The organism is Labilibaculum filiforme (genome assembly GCF_002843315.1).
GTDB classification, from domain to species: domain Bacteria; phylum Bacteroidota; class Bacteroidia; order Bacteroidales; family Marinifilaceae; genus Labilibaculum; species Labilibaculum filiforme.
In genome coordinates, this window is record NZ_MVDD01000010.1 from 17,477 (window position 1) to 33,905 (window position 16,429).

Sequence of the window (16,429 nt, forward strand, 5' to 3'; positions counted from 1 at the left end):
GGATGCTTGTTGTATTAATAAGGCTTAACTTGAAGATTAATTGGCAAAAAGTATTGTTTTGCATACCTTCTGGTGGCGATTGGTGAAAAATGGATAGGGAATACCAATATAAATACAATTTTATGCGCTTTTAATACCATATTTCTCACTTGCTGATTGTCTAAATTTGTTTTGTAATAATTCCTGGTAAGGAAACAGGCTTTTCGGAAATAATATGGAAAAGTCTGATTAATAATCAATTTCAGTTTAAATAATAGATAATCATATGAAACGTCCATGTCAAAACAATTTTGACACACAGGGAAATGATTATCCCAACATGGTAAGTTCCATATGGCAAAAACTTAAAATTATAATCATATGAAACGTCCATGTCAAAACAATTTTGACACACAGGGAAATGATTATCCCAACATGGTAAGTTCCATATGGCAAAAACTTAAAATTATAATCATATGAAACGTCCATGTCAAAACAATTTTGACACATAGGGAAATGATTATCCCAACATGGTAAGTTCCATATGGCAAAAACTTAAAATTATAATCATATGAAAGCAATAGGATACAAACAAGCAGGTGCTATTAACGCAGTCGAGGCATTAATTAATTTTGAAGCTGCAAAACCAGAAATCGGATCTCGTGATCTTTTGGTGGAGGTAAAAGGGATTTCGGTTAATCCGGTAGATGTTAAAATTCGTGCCATGGCGCAGTTCGGTCCCGAAGCTGGTCAAACCAAAATTATTGGATGGGATGCCGCAGGTATCGTTCGGGAAGTGGGTAGCGAGGTAAGTAAATTTAAAGTGGGTGATGAGGTTTTTTATGCGGGTGAGTTTACGCGTGCGGGTACTAATTCCGAGTTTCAGGCGGTTGATGAGCGTATTGTAGGTAAAAAACCAAAATCATTGGGTTTTGCCGATGCAGCAGGTTTTCCATTGACTTCGATTACTGCATGGGAAATTTTATTCGATTCGTTTGCATTGAAAGAAGGTGAAGGAAAAGGGGAAAGTATCTTAATTGTTGGAGCAGCTGGTGGAGTAGGATCTATTTTAATTCAATTAGCAAAGCAATTAACTGGTTTAACGGTGATTGCTACTGCATCTCGCCCAGATACCATCGAATGGGTGAAAAAAATGGGTGCCGATCATGTAATTAATCACCGCGAATCTCTTGCCGATCAGGTAAAAGCTTTGGGATTAACGCCACGCTATGTAGCTTCTTTAAATGGTACTGAGCAACATTTTCCGGCTATTGTAGAATTAATTCAGCCACGTGGACATATTGCATTGATTGATGATCCTGAAACATTAGATATTGCTTCGATCAAATTGAAAGCTTTAAGTTTTAGTTGGGAATTTATGTTTGCGCGATCTTTGTTTAAAACTGCCGATATGGATAAACAACACGAATTATTAAATCGGGTATCGAAACTTGTCGACGAAGGAAAATTGATCTCTACAGTAACAAATAATATGGGGAATATGAGTGCGGCAACACTTATCGAAGCGCATAGGCAACAGGAAAGTGGCAGTGTTATTGGGAAAAATGTATTGGATGGTTTTGCAAAATGAGAATTTTAAATGATAGGTTTTTACCGGTGCGGTTATTACAAATAGAAGAAGATTTACTTCGTTTTAGTTTCTTTGATGAAGGAAAATTAAAGAATGAAATCACGATTCAGGCTGGCTCAGATTATGTCTGTAAACAGTACTTTAAAGGGGATGTTCCCAAAGACGATGAGGTGGAGATTTCCATTTATTACGTGGAAGAGACAGCATTGAGCAATAAAGCGTTGATGAATGAGAAGGAGAGTTTGGTTTGTAATCATAAACTTTTGCCGGAGATTTTTGGAAAAAAGCTTGGTGATGTGATATCATTCGCTGAAATAGAGGCTGTTAATTTGGATTATTTCGACTACATAGCCGGAGTGCCGGCATCGGTACTTCACTTGGATTTTTCGAAGGAGAAATTTACAATAGTTCTGATTCTTCGAGCAATAATGCATGTTCTTAAATTTAAGGATATACAAATTGCTAAGTAATCAAACCAGCTACTTTATGTTTTTTTTAATCTGAGCCGATAAGTTGACTATGAATAGAAAATCAAATAAAATAATTACTCTTGGCGTATCCGATTTGTCTTTTCATCGCGTTACAGCCTCTTTGCTTGCGAATGTTTTAACAGAGATGGGTTTTTTGGTGAATCGAATTTATTCGTCGCACCCAGATAACTTTGAGAAGTTAAAATCGGGAGCGGTAGATATGTTAAGCTCTGCCTGGTTGCCTTCTAGCGATGGTATTTATAAAGCAGAAGTAGAGGAACAGGTTGCTCTTATAGAGTTGGGGTTGCATTATGAGCCTTATGAATTGTGGGGTGTGCCTGATTATGTTCCTCTTGAAGATGTTGAAGAGATTTCAGATCTTTGTAAGCCAAATGTTCGGAAAAAAATGCGCCCCGCAATTCAAGGGATTTATTCAGTAGCTGGCATCACGCGTTCTTCCCTAAAAATAATGGATTCGTATGGTCTCAGTCAAAATGGCTATCGCTTTTTTTCTGGTTGTGAAGAGTGTTGCTATTCTACTTTCGAACAAGCGGTAAAGAACAAAGAATGGATGGTTCTTCCTTTATGGAAACCTCAATTTTTACATCATTCTCACACCATTCGTGAACTAAAAGATCCGAAAGGTATTTTGGGAACTTCTGATAGAGCGGTAGCCCTTCTTCGGGGAGATCGAAAGGATTTATTTACGCAAAAAGAATTGGAACGCTTAGGAGCAATGCGTTTTTCTAATGAGATTATTACAAATTTGGATTATCAGGTTTTCTATAACAAAATACCTTTGGATGAGCTGAGTGGGAAATTCTTGGCTAATCAAATATAGATTTGTTGAAATAGACTATTATATTATAAAAAACGAACTCTATTCAGATAAGGCTAAATTAGCTTCTTGAATAGAGTTTGTTAGTTTTTTTGCCAACTCATTTTGATTTATACCTGACTCTTCAATAATCGCAGGTAACCTATAAGCCTATGCTGGTGCAATGCCGGTTATTTTAAAGGCTTCATCGGCCATTTCATTCATGTAACGAGACAACGAATTTGCTGAAAAATAAAGACATCCTTCTAGACTTAAATGATTCGATTCATTCATGGATTAAAACATCGATAATTAATTGGAGAAAAGGAGCATTACTTATGCACAACAAATTTGTCCACTTGTATTCTTAAATTGCTTAACGGTCATTCCGTAAGCCTTTTTAAACGAGCGCGATAAGTGACTGCTGTCTGTAAAGTTCAGCTGGTAAGCAATTTCTTTTAGAGAGAGGTCGGTATGTAAAACCTTTGTCTCTACAATTCGAAGTTTCGATTTTATAATGTAATCGGCCAAACTTACGCCAGCTTGTTTTTTAAAATATTCGGAAAAATAGGTTTTAGAGATGCTAAACTTTTCGGCAAGATTCGGTACGCGTACATTTTCACTATTAAAAATATTCGTATTAATGTATCGTAAAATATCACCAAAGCGATTGTCGATTTCATTAGCCTTATCAACATATTTTTTCTCTATACTTCTCGCTAGAATATTCAATATAGAAGCTATAGCTCCAGAAATAATAGATTCGGAAAAGCTATCGGAGGCTAAATATTCCTGATAGATCGATTTAATATTGTTGATAATAAATTGCCTTTCTCTGTCGGTTGCAATTATATCTCCAGGTACCTTGTTATAATTCGCAATAATATATGCAATCCGATCAAACCAAGCATTGTAATTCGTTAGTCCTTCATCTTTTAAAAAATAATGGTCGGTAAACCGGATGAAGTAAAACCGAGATGGTTCTGCAATTTTAAACGAGTGACAATCCAAGGGAGGAAGTAGGAAAATATTTCCTTCTTGATATTCGAATTCGTGTTGATTTACACATTGAAGACCAGAGCCTTTTTCAACATAAACAATTTCAAAAAAATTGTGTTTGTGCGGTCTCTTTTCCCATGAAGATAGTTCTTCAATATGAATCTCGAATAGTTTACTTAGCGACTCTGTGAACATTGTAGTTAAATTGGTTTGTTGGTGTAAATATAGGCAAAATTAATCGTTTTAAATTTTTAACTTGCTCTATTTAGCACAAATACGCCACAAAAGCCTATAATTGTACAATTTATTCCAATTTGCTTACAATTATTCCTTAGTTGTCTCCTGTTAGTTTACATATTTTTGGGAGTTTATGTTTTTGTATTCTACCGGTTTCATTTACATTGATTAATTGTGTTGGATTATAGGTTGCAGTGTTGATAATTCAAAAATAAACTTAAAAATCACTAATTAATAGTGTTTATTTTAAAATAAGGATGCATTTTTGGCTTAACTAGTTTTACTAATCATTCGTTGAGTGAGAGTGAATTTAGGGCTTATTAATTTTATCAATATAAATAAAAAAGAGTATGAGTTTTATTAAAAGCATGCAGGAACGTTATGCAACAAAAATGTATGATCGTTCTAGAAAAATAGAGTCGAATAAAATAGAGGAGCTGAAAGAAATTTTAAGACTTAGCCCATCTTCAATAAATAGTCAGCCATGGAACTTCACTTTTATATCCGATCAGGAAACTAAAAATGAATTGGCAAAAGCATCCTTTCATAATACCGAAAAAGTGCAAGATTGCGACAGTGTAGTGGTGTTTAGCCGAATAAACAATATTCAGGCTTTTGAAGAGGGATTGGCAGAAAGATTGCCACAAGGCGCGGTAGATTACTACAATAATTTTTTAAAACCACTTTCCGAGGAGAAGAAAAATGCATGGTTCGAAAAACAAGTTTATTTGGCATTAGGAGTGTTTTTAAGTGCTTGTGCCGAAATGCAGATCGATTCTACTCCAATGGAAGGAATTGAACCTGATAAATACGATAAAATACTAGGTTCAAAAGAGAGTCATGCGATAGTAGCTGTGGCAATAGGATACAGAAATGTTGAGGATTTTAATCAGCCAGAGAAAAAAGCCAAAACCAGAAAAGCATTAAATCAAGTAATAAAAACAAACTGATTTTAAAAAGAATGAGCAATCAAAAAATTACTATCGTAGCAAGAATTTTAGCGAAAGCTGAAAAAAGTGAAGCAGTAAAAGCGGAATTAATAAAGTTAGTTGGCTTTTCAAGATCCGATAAAGGATGTATTAATTACGATTTGCATCAAGACCAAGAAAATCAAAATCTATTCTTTGTTTATGAAAATTGGGAAAATCGGGCTTCTTTGCAACAACATGCAGAAAGTAAGCATTTCGTAAATTTTGTTGATGCAACAAAAGATGCAAATGAGGAGTTCTCGGTAAACGAAATGACCAAGATTGCATAATTGTGATCCTGAATCGAGGATAGAAATTGTTTCGATTAAAGATAAAAATGATTTTAGCACGGACTTACTTTCCGTGCTTTTTTTATATTTAAATTTAGAAAGGCTTTCTACCTAAAAGCATATAGTTTTACCGAAAAAAGCAGTCGAGAACGCAACTATACTTACTAATTTTCATCATCTGAAGATAAAGAATACGGTTTAGCATGGTATTTGCTTACAAAAACATTGTAAATTATCTGAGTATACACACAAATAAATAAAAACAAATGAAAAGAAATGTAATTGTATTGTTGGCTGTTTTCCTAAGCTGTAGTGCATTGGCACAGGCACAAAAAAACTTTATCGATCAAAATTACATCGAAGTAAAGGGATTGGCAGAATTGGAAGTAGTGCCAGATGAGATTTACCTAAATATCCATTTGGATGAGATGGATACCAAGAACAAGGAAAGTGTTGAGGTTTTAGAAAAGGAAATGTTTGTGGCTTTGAAAAAAGCGGGGATCAATCTGGAAAAACAACTTTCTGTATCCGATGTTGCAGGTAATTTGAATAGCTATTTTATCAAACGTTCCGATATGAAGAAATCGAAAGATTTTGAATTGTTGGTGCACGATTCAAAAACATTAGGAAAGGTGTTTGTGGAGTTGGATAAAATTAAAATATCGAATATTAGTATTGTTAGGGTAGATCATTCCGAAATTGAAAAGTTTCGCAAGCAGGTCAAAATAAATGCGGTTATTGCCGGAAAAGAAAAAGCAGTAGCATTGGCCGAGGCAATTGGTCAAAAAGTTGGGAAAGCCATTTATATTAATGAAATTTCATCTCCTTATGGTCGACAAATGGCAAATACAATGATGCGGGTAAAAAGTGAAGGTTACGCATCCGATATGGAAATGCCTGATCTTGATTTTCAGAAGATAAAATTGGAATATTCTGTAATGATTAGCTTTGCTTTGGAATAACGGATGAAACGCACAAATACAACGAAGATCCCTTTATGTAAATAGGGATCTTTTTTTTATTCTGGGAATTCATCAATTTTTTCAACAAGCCTTTATCAATAAATGATTTTTTTGTTCTTTTGTGGAGAAATAAAAAAACAAATTAATATAAATGATCAAGATCTTATCTTATATTCTCAGCTGTGTATTCTACATCCTCTTCCTATTGTTGCTGGTTATTTTTCATCCGGTACAGGTAATTTGTCGGAAGCTGTTTGGATATCAGGCGCACAAAACTTCAGTAGATGTTTTAAACTTTTTTTTAATGCGTGTGGTTTTTTTTCTAGGGGTACGTATCACTTCTTTGCCTAAAGTTAATTTGCCAACCGATCGACCATTAATTATCATTTCAAATCATCAGGGAGTTTACGATATTCCTCCCATTGTCTGGATTTTTAGGAAACACCATCCAAAGTTTATTTCCAAAAAGGAATTGGCTAAAAACATTCCAAGCGTATCTTATAATCTTCGTCATTCGGGCGCTGCTTTAATCGACAGAAAGAATAGAGCTCAGGCAATACCAGAAATATATAAATTGGGCGAGTTAATTGCAAAACACAATTATGCAGCCAGTATTTTTCCCGAGGGAACAAGAAGTAAAACAGGTGTAATGAAACCCTTTAAAGCGGGTGGAATAGAGACTTTACTTAAAGCGGCACCGAATGCGTTAATAGTGCCTTTTGTAGTCGATGGAAATTATAAAATTGAAGAAAAAGGCATGTTTCCATTAAGCTTGGGTGCTAAAGTGGCTTACAAAGTTTTGGAGCCAATCGAGCCTGCAGGATATACGGCAATAGAACTAACCGAAATGGTGGAGACTTTAATCAAGAAAGAATTGAATCAATAAACAGGAGCTAAAATTCAATGGGTAAGCAATATACAAAAACAGCATTGGTGGTAGAAGGAGGAGCCATGCGTGGCATTTTTGCTGCTGGTGTTTTGGATTACTTCATTGAAATGGACTTTAATCCGTTTCATACGGTTTTGGGTGTTTCTGCGGGTGCTGTAAATGCAGCGGCTTACCTTTCGATGCAAAAAGAGCGAAATTTTAAAATGTTCACCGATTATTCTTTGCGACCAGAATATATTAGTTGGAAGAAGTTTGTGAGAGGTGGTCATTTAATGGATTTGGATTGGTCGTGGGAAATTACTTCCCGCGAATTACCAATAAATTTGGAGGTGCTATTTGCCAATAAATCTGATTTCGAAATTGGTGTTACTATGAACGCCGATGGTCGATCGGTTTTTATTAAGCCCAATGCAGAAACTATTAGCCATGTAATGAAAGCTAGTTGCACAGTTCCCTTGTTTTATCGCAATTTTCTAAAAATAGACAATCAAATCGTATCCGATGGAGGTGTTTCTGCACCTATTCCAATTCATCGAGCTGTAGAAAAAGGAGCAAACAAAATTATGGTGATTCGTTCTCGTCCCAGTTCTTTTCGGATGAAAAAAGGAATGGAATCAAAATTGGGAGCGTTCCTTTTTAGAAAGCATCCAGGCTTGGTAAAAGCCTTGTCAAATCGGCCAAATAACTATAATTCATCTATCGATTTCATTCAAAATCCACCGGAAAATCTTCAAATTTTGGATGTTTGTCCTCCCGAAAATTTTAAAACCAAACGATTTACTCAAGATTATGCCACTTTGGTAAATGATTATGAGTTAGGACGGGAAATGGGACGAATTGCAATCGAAAAGTGGCAATCGTTGCAGTAAACTTACCTCATTTACTATCATTCAAGCTAAATAGGATCACAAGCCAATATTTTTTTCCACAATGTTTTAACCTTATAAATAGTTCCATCTGGTGGATATGACTTTGCAAAATCAATGAAACAGGCGTATGGTTATTTTTCCGCAAGGGATAAATAAATGTTGGTCGGAAAACAGGGATAAATAACTTAATCCTCTATTCTCAATTACTAATGAGCTTGAAGGAAAAAAAAACCGTATAAATAATTTTTATCATTAAACCTTTTATCTATTCTGTTGTCTTAAGAGTACTGAAATCGTGCGAATATACTTTTTGATCCCCGAAATGTTAACGAAAATCTAAAATCCGATTTTTGTGAATGTTTTAAGTTTATGAATAGTATGTTTGTGTAGATAATTTTGTGAAACTTATAATCAACCTTAATGAATAGATTAATTCTTCTAATCTGCTTTAGCTTATTTGTAATTTCGACTAAGGCAGTAGAACCGGTGGTAAAACCGGAAATAAAAGGTGGAGTAATAAAGGGTCTTGTTATGGACAGTGCTTTGGATACTCCTGTAGAATATGCAACCGTTTCTGTTTACAATATGGCCGACTCAAGCCTTATTGATGGAACTATTACCGATGAAAAAGGTGCTTTTGAACTTAAAAAGTTGAAGCCCGGAAAATACTATGTAGAGGTTTCTTTTATTGGATATAATAAAGCGGCAGTTCGAAATATTCCTATTGATAAAGGTCATAATTTGGCTGATTTAAAAGTGGTGAATTTGCGACAGTCGAGCGAGGCATTAAGCGAGGTTGTAGTAACTTCGGAGCGTGCTCCAGTTCAATATCAGATCGATAAAAAGGTAATTCCGGTGAGTCGCCAAATTACTGCGGCTAGCGGAACAGCAGTAGATGTTTTAGAAAACGTCCCTTCGGTTAGTGTTGATATTGAGGGGAATGTGAGTCTTAGAGGGAATTCAAACTTTACCGTTTTGGTAGACGGTAAACCTTCCATTTTAGATGCTTCGGATATTTTACAGCAAATGCCTGCAAGTGTAATTGAGAATATCGAAATTATTACCAACCCATCTGCGAAATACGATCCTGAAGGAACAGCAGGTATCATTAATATTATCACCAAAAAGAATACCGAAAACGGATTAAATGGAGTGGTAAATTTATCGGTAGGTAGTCAGGAAAACCGAAGTGGCGACATTTTAATTAACTACCGCAAAAAGAAATGGAATTGGAATTTTGGTTTAGATTACGATAACCGTCAGTTTGAAGGGACTAGTAAAACCGAAAATAGAACCACTTTTAATGGTGCAACAAGTTCTGTTTTATCCGATGGAGAATCGGTTATGAATCGTACGGGATATGGTATTCGTACTGGTTTTGATTTTGATATGAATGACAAAAACACCTTCTCTTTTGGTTTCCGATTTGGAAACAGAGACATGGAACGAGGTTCAGTGCTTGATTACCAGGAGTTTGATTCTGAAAATCCAGAAATAACGTCCTACGATAGTAGGGATCTTTGGAAGAAGGAAATGACTTTTGTGAATACCGACTTTTCATACATCCGGAAATTTAGTGGAAAAGGACATCAATTGGCGTCTCAGGTAAGTTATTCGCATCGCGGAAGTGGCGACGAGCGTTCCACGAACGAGTTGTTTGATGCCAATGGGGAACAAATGCAGGGAAAAATTGCTATAGAAGATGGACCAGGAACCAGATGGGAAATTCGTTCCGACTATACCTTACCATTGGGCGAGGATGCAAAGTTTGAATTCGGATACCAAGGTCAGATTCGTTCTAGCGAAGCAGATACAAAGCAAGAGGATTTTGTTGTTGGAGGTGGATACGAGCCACAACCATTGTATAGTCACGATGTAACTTACGATCAGCAAGTGCATGGTTTGTATTCTACTTATGCTGCTAAATTTGGAAGTTTTGGTTATCAACTTGGTTTTCGATCGGAGTATACCAATCGAAAAATTGATTTTATTGATGGGGCAGAGAAGTTTACGATTAAGCGTTGGGATTTCTTTCCAACCATACATACTCAAATGGATTTAGGTTCAGATAATCAGGTAATGGCAAGTTATACTCGACGTATTCAGCGTCCTCGTGGCTACTATTTGGAACCTTTTGTTACCTGGACCGATGCCTATAATGTTCGACAGGGAAATCCCGATTTAGATCCAGAATATATCGACTCCTATGAGTTGGGTTATATGAAACGTTTTGGCGATCAGTCTGTTTCTTTCGAAACTTATTATAAGGTAACACACAATAAAATAGAACGGGTTCGATATCCTTGGGAAGAGCAGGGGAATGTAATGAAAAGTACTTCGGTTAATGTAGGAAATGATTATTCTTTGGGGATAGAAGCAACCATAAACTTATCTTTTGGCAAATCCTTTAAAAATGATTTAATTGGTAACTTTTACCATTATAAAGAGGAAGGCGATTTTACCATTACCAATGCTGCTAATGAGGATACTTATCAGGATTTTTCTACTAAAAGTTATAACTGGAGCGTTAGAAATAACTCTACAGTAATAGTAGATATGAATACTAGATTGCAGTTTACGGCGAATTATCAGTCGGATACAAAATGGGCTCAAGGGGAGCGAAAAGGCTTTTTTACAACTTCAGCAGCTTTAAAGCGAGATTTTTTGAAGCGCAAGCTATCTGCTACCTTCCAGGTTAAAGATATATTCGGAACGGCAAAACACGAAACATTGTATGAAGGAGATAACTTTTACAACTTTAGCCAGTTTAATCATAAATCACCAAGCTTTAATTTGAAACTAAGTTTTAAAATAAATAACTACAAAACCAAACGTGAAAGAGGTGGATCTGAAGGTGGAGTTGATGTAGAAGAATTTGAGATGTAATAACGATTAACGAAATAAGGAAGAAACTCACGGAAAATATTTCGTGAGTTTTTTTTTATGTCCTACTACCAATTTATATTTAGTTTTGAATCCGGTTAAAAACCGAAGCAGATAAGTATTAAATAAGAGAGGAAATCACAATAAAGGATCCTGTTACAATATTAATTCCAATGACTATTTTTCTGAACTTATCCGGCTCAATTTTTCCAGAAAATTTAGCTCCAATATGTGATCCGAAAAATAGAATGGGAAGGCAAAAAAGAGCCAGGTTTACCGATTCCATTTCTATCATTCCTTTCATTAAAAAAGCTGCCGTAGTAAAGAAGGCAGAAAAGGTACTGAACCAGGCAAATACGCCTCTAAATCGTTCTTTTTCATAGCCTTTTCTATTCATAGCAATTACCAATGGAGGCCCTCCAACAGATATGGCACTATTAAGAACGCCACTAATAAATCCAGCAAAAACAATTGGAAAATTTATAAATCGCTTGGCCAATTTTACTTTCCCTACCATCTGTATCGAGAACAGGATAATTAGAACTCCTGTTATTAGTCGCAATGTATCGCTGCTTACATACTCCAAGGCATAAATACCTAAAGGAATTCCTCCCAGGCTGGCAATAAACATAGGGATAAAGTAGTAGGCTTTTATTTTTTCCTGTAACTTAAATAGAATTACTAAACTCGTAATTAAATTGAACAAACTCATGGCAGGCACTAATACCTGCATTGGGAATATAAAAGAGAGAAAAGGAACTGCAAGTAGTGCAAATCCAAAGCCGGTCATTCCTTTAATAAATGCAGCTGAAAGGATAACGATACCACAAAGAATGATTTGAATGATAGTAATGTCGTGCATGGAAAACCCAATTAAGAATCTGTATGTGAATGATACAAAGTTAGTGGATATACAATAAAATTGGGCGTTAAATAATCTTAAAACTACCTTTCAGAAAATGTTATAAAACCTCCCTTAAGAAAGGGAATAAGGAATGTATTTGAATTGCTACGTTTGTCATGAATAGTTTTACCGAAATAGCTAGTAATATGATTCCAAAAACTTTACGCATTACATGAATGCCTCCTTCTCCTAAAAAACGCTCAACAATATTAGTGGATCGCAATACGATGTAAACAAATATCATATTTAATACAATGGCTACAATTAAATTTTCCATCGCATATTCTGCACGTAAGGCTAGTACTGTAGTAAAGGATCCTGCACCGGCAACCAAGGGGAAAGCAATAGGAACTATGGAAACACCACTTGGACCATCGTATTTAATAATTTCGATACCTAGAGCCATTTCTACTCCCATTATAAATAGGATAAATGAACCAGCAATAGCGAAACTCGAAATGTCAACTCCAAATAATCCAAGCAGTTTTTGTCCTAAAAAAGTAAAGGCGATTAGTACAATTAGAGCAACTATGGTCGCTTTTAATGCTTCAATTTTACCTCCTTTTTTCTGCAAATCTAAAATGATTGGAATAGATCCAATAATATCGATTACTGCAAAAAGAACCATGGATGAGGTGATAATTTGGATGATATTGAAATTCATAACAATAAAATTTTGGAATTGTAACAATAGATTTTGGTTAAACTTACAAATTAATTGATCGATTGTGTAAGTTGTATAGTCGCGATTTTTCTTTTAAGTAAACTATTTTTGTTAAAAATAAATGCACAATCAATATAATTGTTAAAAATAAAACAAAAGAATAGTGGTTGTGTTTAAAATTTAAACTTTCGCGAAGGTATATTTTTTTTTGAGATTGGCTCTAAGTTGAACGAGAAATTTTAAAAGAAAGAGGCACTCTTAGTAGTTGGAGCAAAAAAAAGACCTACAAGTGGTAGGTCTTTAGGACTAGTCAAGATATTTTTTATTTCTCATTAGATGTTTCTAATGGAACGAAATTTAGAGAGATACTATTTACACAATGGCGGGTATTTTTTTGTGTAAAGCCTTCTCCAATAAAAACATGGCCCAAATGTCCGTTGCAATTAGCACAAACAATTTCAGTTCGCCTGCCATCGGCATCGGTAATTCGTTTTACAGCACCTTCAATTTCATCGTCGAAGCTAGGCCAGCCACAATTCGATTCAAATTTACTATTCGATCGGTATAATTCAGCATTGCATTGCTTACAGGTGTATACTCCTTTTGCTTTATTATTTAAATATTTTCCGGTTCCCGGATACTCAGTTCCTTTATCTATAATTACTCTTTTTTCATCTGCGCTAAGCACCCTATAATTATCTTTTGTCATTGCTTTTTGTGCGAATTGGTTACTACTAACAAATAGGATTAGTCCAAGTAAAATGATACATTTCTTCATATATTTGCCCTCCTTATTTTGAATGATTCTAAAGTTAGTTGAAAAAATAATCAGTTCAAAATTTACGATGTCTATTGGTTAAATTTGTTCTTTAATTGCTTGAATTATTAATTCTGGATTCGACCATGGAATAAAGTGGTTTACATCATCAAGTAGAATATAATTCACGTTTTTATGAAATTTAAGATAGTAGGCTTGTGTTTGAAAAGGCACTAAAAAATCCTTTTTCCCTTGTATATAACTGGTTGGGATACTTATTTCGTGTAATCGCCTTTCATTTTTACTTAAATCCTCTTCCAAAGCCATCATTTCGATATTGCTGTTTTGCAATTCGTAGGGGATAAATTTATTCGTTATTTTTCCCGATATCATTAAATTATACCATTTTGCTTTTTGAAATTTTGGCGATAAGCAGGGAGCTAGATATATGGCATGACTAATTTTATTTTGAAAATCGAGAATTGTTTGTTCGAGCACTGCTCCGCCATAAGAATGTCCTACGAGAGTAAATTTCTCGTTTACTTGGCCATAGTGGTTCAGAACACTAGCCAATACTTTTGCCTGATCGCTTAGTCGTTTTTTTGCAGGAACAGTAGTTTTGCCATAGCCAGGACGGTCGTAGGAGATAATACAGTATTCTTTTTGAAGTGTTTTATCCGCAAAAATATTTTTAAAGTCGAACCAGAAACCTGGAGATCCATGTATTAATAGAACTTTTGGTTTGGATAAATCACCTATATAGTTAGTGTGAATTTGATATTTGTCGTAAGGAATCATTTCGCTTCGAGGAAAAATATTTCGATTATTTAACTCTTTTAGAACAGTTTGGTTATCGAATTCATTTCTTATTTTCTGAAGCAATACAAACCCAATTCCAATTAGTATTAGTATCGTAAAGCCAAAAACATACAACAACTTTTTAATCCATCTCCTCATCTTCCTAGCGATTAAAATTTCACTTGCTTGTAATAAAATACATTTTAGTCTTAATTGCAAGCTTGCAAGTGTTATAAATTCTTAAATTATTGATTGCTAAGAGAGTTGGAGTGGTGGGGGGTGTTGGATGTAATAGAAAAGGAGATGCGGAAATAGAAGTCAGTTCATTACTAACAACAAGAAGTTTTGTGAATTAAATACAATAAATATGAAGATGAAATAACTTAGGCGAGATGTTTTCTAATTAATTGAATTAAGGCATCTTTTTTTACGGGTTTGGCGATATAATCATCGCAGCCGTTTTCTAAGGATTTGTTTTTATCTCCAAGGAGAGCGAATGCGGTTTGAGCGATAATTGGTAGGTTGGGTCTTATTTTTTTTATTTTTTTCGTTGCTTCGTAGCCATCCATTAGTGGCATTTTTATATCCATTAGAACTAGATCGATCTTATCGTTTTTCTCGCAAATATCAACAGCTTCGACTCCATTGCTGGCAATTAACACGTTACAATGAATCTGATTTAGTAATTCTTCAAAATATATTTTGTTGAATTCTTCGTCTTCAACAACCAGTATAAGTTTGTTCGCTACCTTATTCATATAAATATCTATTTATTCTCTCAAATGTAAAATATCTTTTCGAGCTATCGAAATCAAATTTAATATATGCATCAAATTAAATAGTAGTTCTTTGTGGTTTTTTAGGAGGTATGTCGAGGTAAGGACTTGATAGGCAATATGAAAGCGTTAGGTGAAGGCTTTTTAATAATAATGATATTTTAATCATTTCTTTTCTAAGAAAAATAAAATAAGAGTATTATATCTAATAATTTGTAATATTTGAATGGTGTTTATTCAGTTTATTTTTTCAAACCTGTTAATTTTTCTTTTTCGATTCCTGTTATTGGGGTGGGTGAATAGAATTTGAATCGTAAACTGGATGAATGTATTATATGAAGAGGTTTTTAGTTCACGTGTAAAACTATTATAGCAAACAATAAGGGGTTAAGGTGGAGGTAAAGTATTTTAGCCATTTTATTCTTTGTTTTTAAAGAGATGGAAAATAGGAATGTGAAAAGTTTTCCATATCTTCGGTTTAGAAAACATAAATTTTAAAAATAACACTTACTATGACTGACGGAAACGAATTAACCTGCGTATTTATAGGATCGATCATTGACGTGCAATATTATAAGGAAAGACTAGAGGAACTTGGGATTTCTTCTTTATGGAAGGATGAATTTAGTTCGGGTACCATAGTTGGATTAGGCGGTGTTCCTGATTCTGTTGAGTTGCTAGTTGCCGATTCTGATGTTGAATCGGCTAGAAATTGTATTGCAGAATTACAAAAAAAATAATCAGAATTTTAAGAAAGATGAAAAAAACACTTACTCTTTTTGCTGTTGCCATGCTACTATCAGGATGGTTAATAGCGCAGGAAAAGGCTCCCATGGTAACGGACCGACCGGATCAAACGGAATCGGCAAGTATTGTTACTTTGAATGGATTTCAAATAGAAACCGGATTTTCGTTTGAACGATACAATTCTGATATTAACAATACCACTTATAATTCAACTTTAGTTCGATATGGACTTTGTGAGAAAATAGAACTTCGATTAGGACTTGCCTATTTAGGTACAAATATTTCATTTGATGGAGGTAGTTTTGATGAAAGTGGATTTGCTCCCATTGTTGTTGGTGCAAAATTCCAATTAAATGAGGAAAGCGAAGGGTTGCCAAAATTAGCTTTAATGACTACTTTCTCCCTTCCAAACACAGGAGCAAACGTGTATGAAAATAAATATTTAGGTGCAGATTTTCGAGTGAATGGGGAATATTCACTAAATGAAGCAATGTCGCTAGGTGCTAATTTAGGAGTGGCTTGGAGTGGTGCTGAAGCTGGTAATACAGCGGTAGGAGTTTATACTGCTGTAATTGGAATGAGTTTATCGGAAAAGCTAGGTGCTTTTGCAGAATTATACGGTTTTCTGCCTAAAGATGGTAAAAATGATCATCGTTGGGATGCGGGAATGACTTACTCTGTAAATGAGGATTTGCAACTCGATTTCGCAACAGGAATTGGATTAAGTAAGGTTTCTCCAGATTTTTTTGTTAGCTTAGGCTTATCAATTAGAATGCCTTAATAGGGTATTGCATACATCAATTCAGAAGAAAGCTTGTTCAGAATCACT

At 34.8% G+C, this 16,429-nt stretch carries 18 protein-coding genes; 11 read left to right on the plus strand and 7 right to left on the minus strand.

The window, feature by feature from the left end; all coding sequences use genetic code 11:
• Window positions 1-550 precede the first annotated feature (550 nt).
• Genes BZG02_RS13690 through BZG02_RS13700 form a run of 3 tightly spaced genes read left to right on the plus strand, consistent with a single transcriptional unit; the run spans window position 551 to window position 2,881 of the window.
• Entirely contained in the window at window positions 551-1,570 is a 1,020-nt protein-coding gene (locus BZG02_RS13690) for a zinc-binding alcohol dehydrogenase family protein (protein WP_101262011.1), read from the plus strand.
• Window positions 1,567-2,040, plus strand: a complete 474-nt coding sequence (locus tag BZG02_RS13695) for a hypothetical protein (RefSeq protein WP_101262012.1) — start codon at window positions 1,567-1,569, stop codon at window positions 2,038-2,040. Before BZG02_RS13690 ends, BZG02_RS13695 begins: the two co-directional genes overlap by 4 nt.
• A 49-nt stretch (window positions 2,041-2,089) precedes the next feature.
• On the plus strand, window positions 2,090-2,881 hold the full coding sequence (locus tag BZG02_RS13700) for a glycine betaine ABC transporter substrate-binding protein (protein ID WP_101262013.1): 792 nt from the start codon (window positions 2,090-2,092) through the stop codon (window positions 2,879-2,881).
• A 147-nt stretch (window positions 2,882-3,028) separates the two neighbouring features.
• On the opposite strand, the gene BZG02_RS21215 is transcribed toward BZG02_RS13700, so the two are convergent.
• The gene (locus BZG02_RS21215; protein WP_281253694.1) at window positions 3,029-3,151 is read right to left on the minus strand and encodes a hypothetical protein; all 123 of its coding nucleotides are present in this window, start codon (window positions 3,149-3,151) and stop codon (window positions 3,029-3,031) included.
• A 42-nt stretch (window positions 3,152-3,193) separates the two neighbouring features.
• Window positions 3,194-4,051, minus strand: coding sequence for an AraC family transcriptional regulator (locus BZG02_RS13705; RefSeq protein ID WP_101262014.1), 858 nt, complete (start codon window positions 4,049-4,051; stop codon window positions 3,194-3,196).
• A 392-nt stretch (window positions 4,052-4,443) separates the two neighbouring features.
• Between BZG02_RS13705 and BZG02_RS13710 the strand changes: the two genes are divergently transcribed.
• The 6 genes from BZG02_RS13710 to BZG02_RS13735 all read left to right on the plus strand — a co-directional run bounded on the left by BZG02_RS13710 (window position 4,444) and on the right by BZG02_RS13735 (window position 10,957).
• Window positions 4,444-5,043 (plus strand): nitroreductase family protein, encoded by a 600-nt coding sequence (locus tag BZG02_RS13710; protein ID WP_101262015.1) that lies wholly within the window; start codon window positions 4,444-4,446, stop codon window positions 5,041-5,043.
• Between the two features lie 11 nt (window positions 5,044-5,054).
• Window positions 5,055-5,351, plus strand: coding sequence for a putative quinol monooxygenase (locus tag BZG02_RS13715; protein WP_101262016.1), 297 nt, complete (start codon window positions 5,055-5,057; stop codon window positions 5,349-5,351).
• 266 nt (window positions 5,352-5,617) lie between these two features.
• Complete coding sequence (locus BZG02_RS13720; protein ID WP_101262017.1) at window positions 5,618-6,313, plus strand: SIMPL domain-containing protein; 696 nt, start codon at window positions 5,618-5,620, stop codon at window positions 6,311-6,313.
• Between the two features lie 151 nt (window positions 6,314-6,464).
• Window positions 6,465-7,199: a lysophospholipid acyltransferase family protein gene (locus BZG02_RS13725; RefSeq protein ID WP_101262018.1), complete on the plus strand. Its 735-nt coding sequence runs from the start codon at window positions 6,465-6,467 to the stop codon at window positions 7,197-7,199.
• 17 nt (window positions 7,200-7,216) lie between these two features.
• Window positions 7,217-8,071 carry a patatin-like phospholipase family protein gene (locus tag BZG02_RS13730; RefSeq protein WP_101262019.1) on the plus strand — a complete coding sequence of 285 codons (855 nt, stop codon included), beginning with the start codon at window positions 7,217-7,219 and terminating at the stop codon, window positions 8,069-8,071.
• 420 nt (window positions 8,072-8,491) lie between these two features.
• Window positions 8,492-10,957 (plus strand): TonB-dependent receptor, encoded by a 2,466-nt coding sequence (locus tag BZG02_RS13735; RefSeq protein ID WP_101262020.1) that lies wholly within the window; start codon window positions 8,492-8,494, stop codon window positions 10,955-10,957.
• Between the two features lie 118 nt (window positions 10,958-11,075).
• Here the strand turns inward: BZG02_RS13735 and BZG02_RS13740 are convergent, their stop codons facing one another.
• The 5 genes from BZG02_RS13740 to BZG02_RS13760 all read right to left on the minus strand — a co-directional run bounded on the left by BZG02_RS13740 (window position 11,076) and on the right by BZG02_RS13760 (window position 14,835).
• Window positions 11,076-11,816: a sulfite exporter TauE/SafE family protein gene (locus BZG02_RS13740; RefSeq protein ID WP_101262021.1), complete on the minus strand. Its 741-nt coding sequence runs from the start codon at window positions 11,814-11,816 to the stop codon at window positions 11,076-11,078.
• 100 nt (window positions 11,817-11,916) lie between these two features.
• Window positions 11,917-12,522: a MarC family protein gene (locus BZG02_RS13745; protein ID WP_101262022.1), complete on the minus strand. Its 606-nt coding sequence runs from the start codon at window positions 12,520-12,522 to the stop codon at window positions 11,917-11,919.
• 322 nt (window positions 12,523-12,844) lie between these two features.
• Window positions 12,845-13,300 carry a methionine-R-sulfoxide reductase gene (locus BZG02_RS13750; protein ID WP_101262023.1) on the minus strand — a complete coding sequence of 152 codons (456 nt, stop codon included), beginning with the start codon at window positions 13,298-13,300 and terminating at the stop codon, window positions 12,845-12,847.
• Window positions 13,301-13,378: 78 nt separating this feature from the next.
• Window positions 13,379-14,236 carry an alpha/beta fold hydrolase gene (locus tag BZG02_RS13755; protein WP_101262024.1) on the minus strand — a complete coding sequence of 286 codons (858 nt, stop codon included), beginning with the start codon at window positions 14,234-14,236 and terminating at the stop codon, window positions 13,379-13,381.
• A gap of 224 nt (window positions 14,237-14,460) precedes the next feature.
• Window positions 14,461-14,835 (minus strand): response regulator, encoded by a 375-nt coding sequence (locus BZG02_RS13760; protein WP_101262025.1) that lies wholly within the window; start codon window positions 14,833-14,835, stop codon window positions 14,461-14,463.
• Window positions 14,836-15,365: 530 nt separating this feature from the next.
• Here BZG02_RS13760 and BZG02_RS13765 point away from each other — a divergent pair.
• Both BZG02_RS13765 and BZG02_RS13770 read left to right on the plus strand, forming a co-directional pair.
• A complete protein-coding gene (locus BZG02_RS13765) occupies window positions 15,366-15,593 on the plus strand; it encodes a putative signal transducing protein (RefSeq protein ID WP_101262026.1) in 228 nt (75 codons plus the stop codon).
• 17 nt (window positions 15,594-15,610) lie between these two features.
• Window positions 15,611-16,381, plus strand: a complete 771-nt coding sequence (locus BZG02_RS13770; RefSeq protein WP_101262027.1) for a transporter — start codon at window positions 15,611-15,613, stop codon at window positions 16,379-16,381.
• Window positions 16,382-16,429 lie beyond the last annotated feature (48 nt).

Coding starts and splice junctions, on each gene's coding strand:
- BZG02_RS13760 (WP_101262025.1), bottom strand. CDS start 14,835: ATGAATAAGGTAGCGAACAAACTTATACTGGTTGTTGAAGACGAAGAA.
- BZG02_RS13765 (WP_101262026.1), top strand. CDS start 15,366: ATGACTGACGGAAACGAATTAACCTGCGTATTTATAGGATCGATCATT.
- BZG02_RS21215 (WP_281253694.1), bottom strand. CDS start 3,151: ATGAATGAATCGAATCATTTAAGTCTAGAAGGATGTCTTTATTTTTCA.
- BZG02_RS13750 (WP_101262023.1), bottom strand. CDS start 13,300: ATGAAGAAATGTATCATTTTACTTGGACTAATCCTATTTGTTAGTAGT.
- BZG02_RS13705 (WP_101262014.1), bottom strand. CDS start 4,051: ATGTTCACAGAGTCGCTAAGTAAACTATTCGAGATTCATATTGAAGAA.
- BZG02_RS13710 (WP_101262015.1), top strand. CDS start 4,444: ATGAGTTTTATTAAAAGCATGCAGGAACGTTATGCAACAAAAATGTAT.
- BZG02_RS13740 (WP_101262021.1), bottom strand. CDS start 11,816: ATGCACGACATTACTATCATTCAAATCATTCTTTGTGGTATCGTTATC.
- BZG02_RS13755 (WP_101262024.1), bottom strand. CDS start 14,236: ATGAGGAGATGGATTAAAAAGTTGTTGTATGTTTTTGGCTTTACGATA.
- BZG02_RS13725 (WP_101262018.1), top strand. CDS start 6,465: ATGATCAAGATCTTATCTTATATTCTCAGCTGTGTATTCTACATCCTC.
- BZG02_RS13720 (WP_101262017.1), top strand. CDS start 5,618: ATGAAAAGAAATGTAATTGTATTGTTGGCTGTTTTCCTAAGCTGTAGT.
- BZG02_RS13745 (WP_101262022.1), bottom strand. CDS start 12,522: ATGAATTTCAATATCATCCAAATTATCACCTCATCCATGGTTCTTTTT.
- BZG02_RS13695 (WP_101262012.1), top strand. CDS start 1,567: ATGAGAATTTTAAATGATAGGTTTTTACCGGTGCGGTTATTACAAATA.
- BZG02_RS13770 (WP_101262027.1), top strand. CDS start 15,611: ATGAAAAAAACACTTACTCTTTTTGCTGTTGCCATGCTACTATCAGGA.
- BZG02_RS13715 (WP_101262016.1), top strand. CDS start 5,055: ATGAGCAATCAAAAAATTACTATCGTAGCAAGAATTTTAGCGAAAGCT.
- BZG02_RS13730 (WP_101262019.1), top strand. CDS start 7,217: ATGGGTAAGCAATATACAAAAACAGCATTGGTGGTAGAAGGAGGAGCC.
- BZG02_RS13735 (WP_101262020.1), top strand. CDS start 8,492: ATGAATAGATTAATTCTTCTAATCTGCTTTAGCTTATTTGTAATTTCG.
- BZG02_RS13700 (WP_101262013.1), top strand. CDS start 2,090: ATGAATAGAAAATCAAATAAAATAATTACTCTTGGCGTATCCGATTTG.
- BZG02_RS13690 (WP_101262011.1), top strand. CDS start 551: ATGAAAGCAATAGGATACAAACAAGCAGGTGCTATTAACGCAGTCGAG.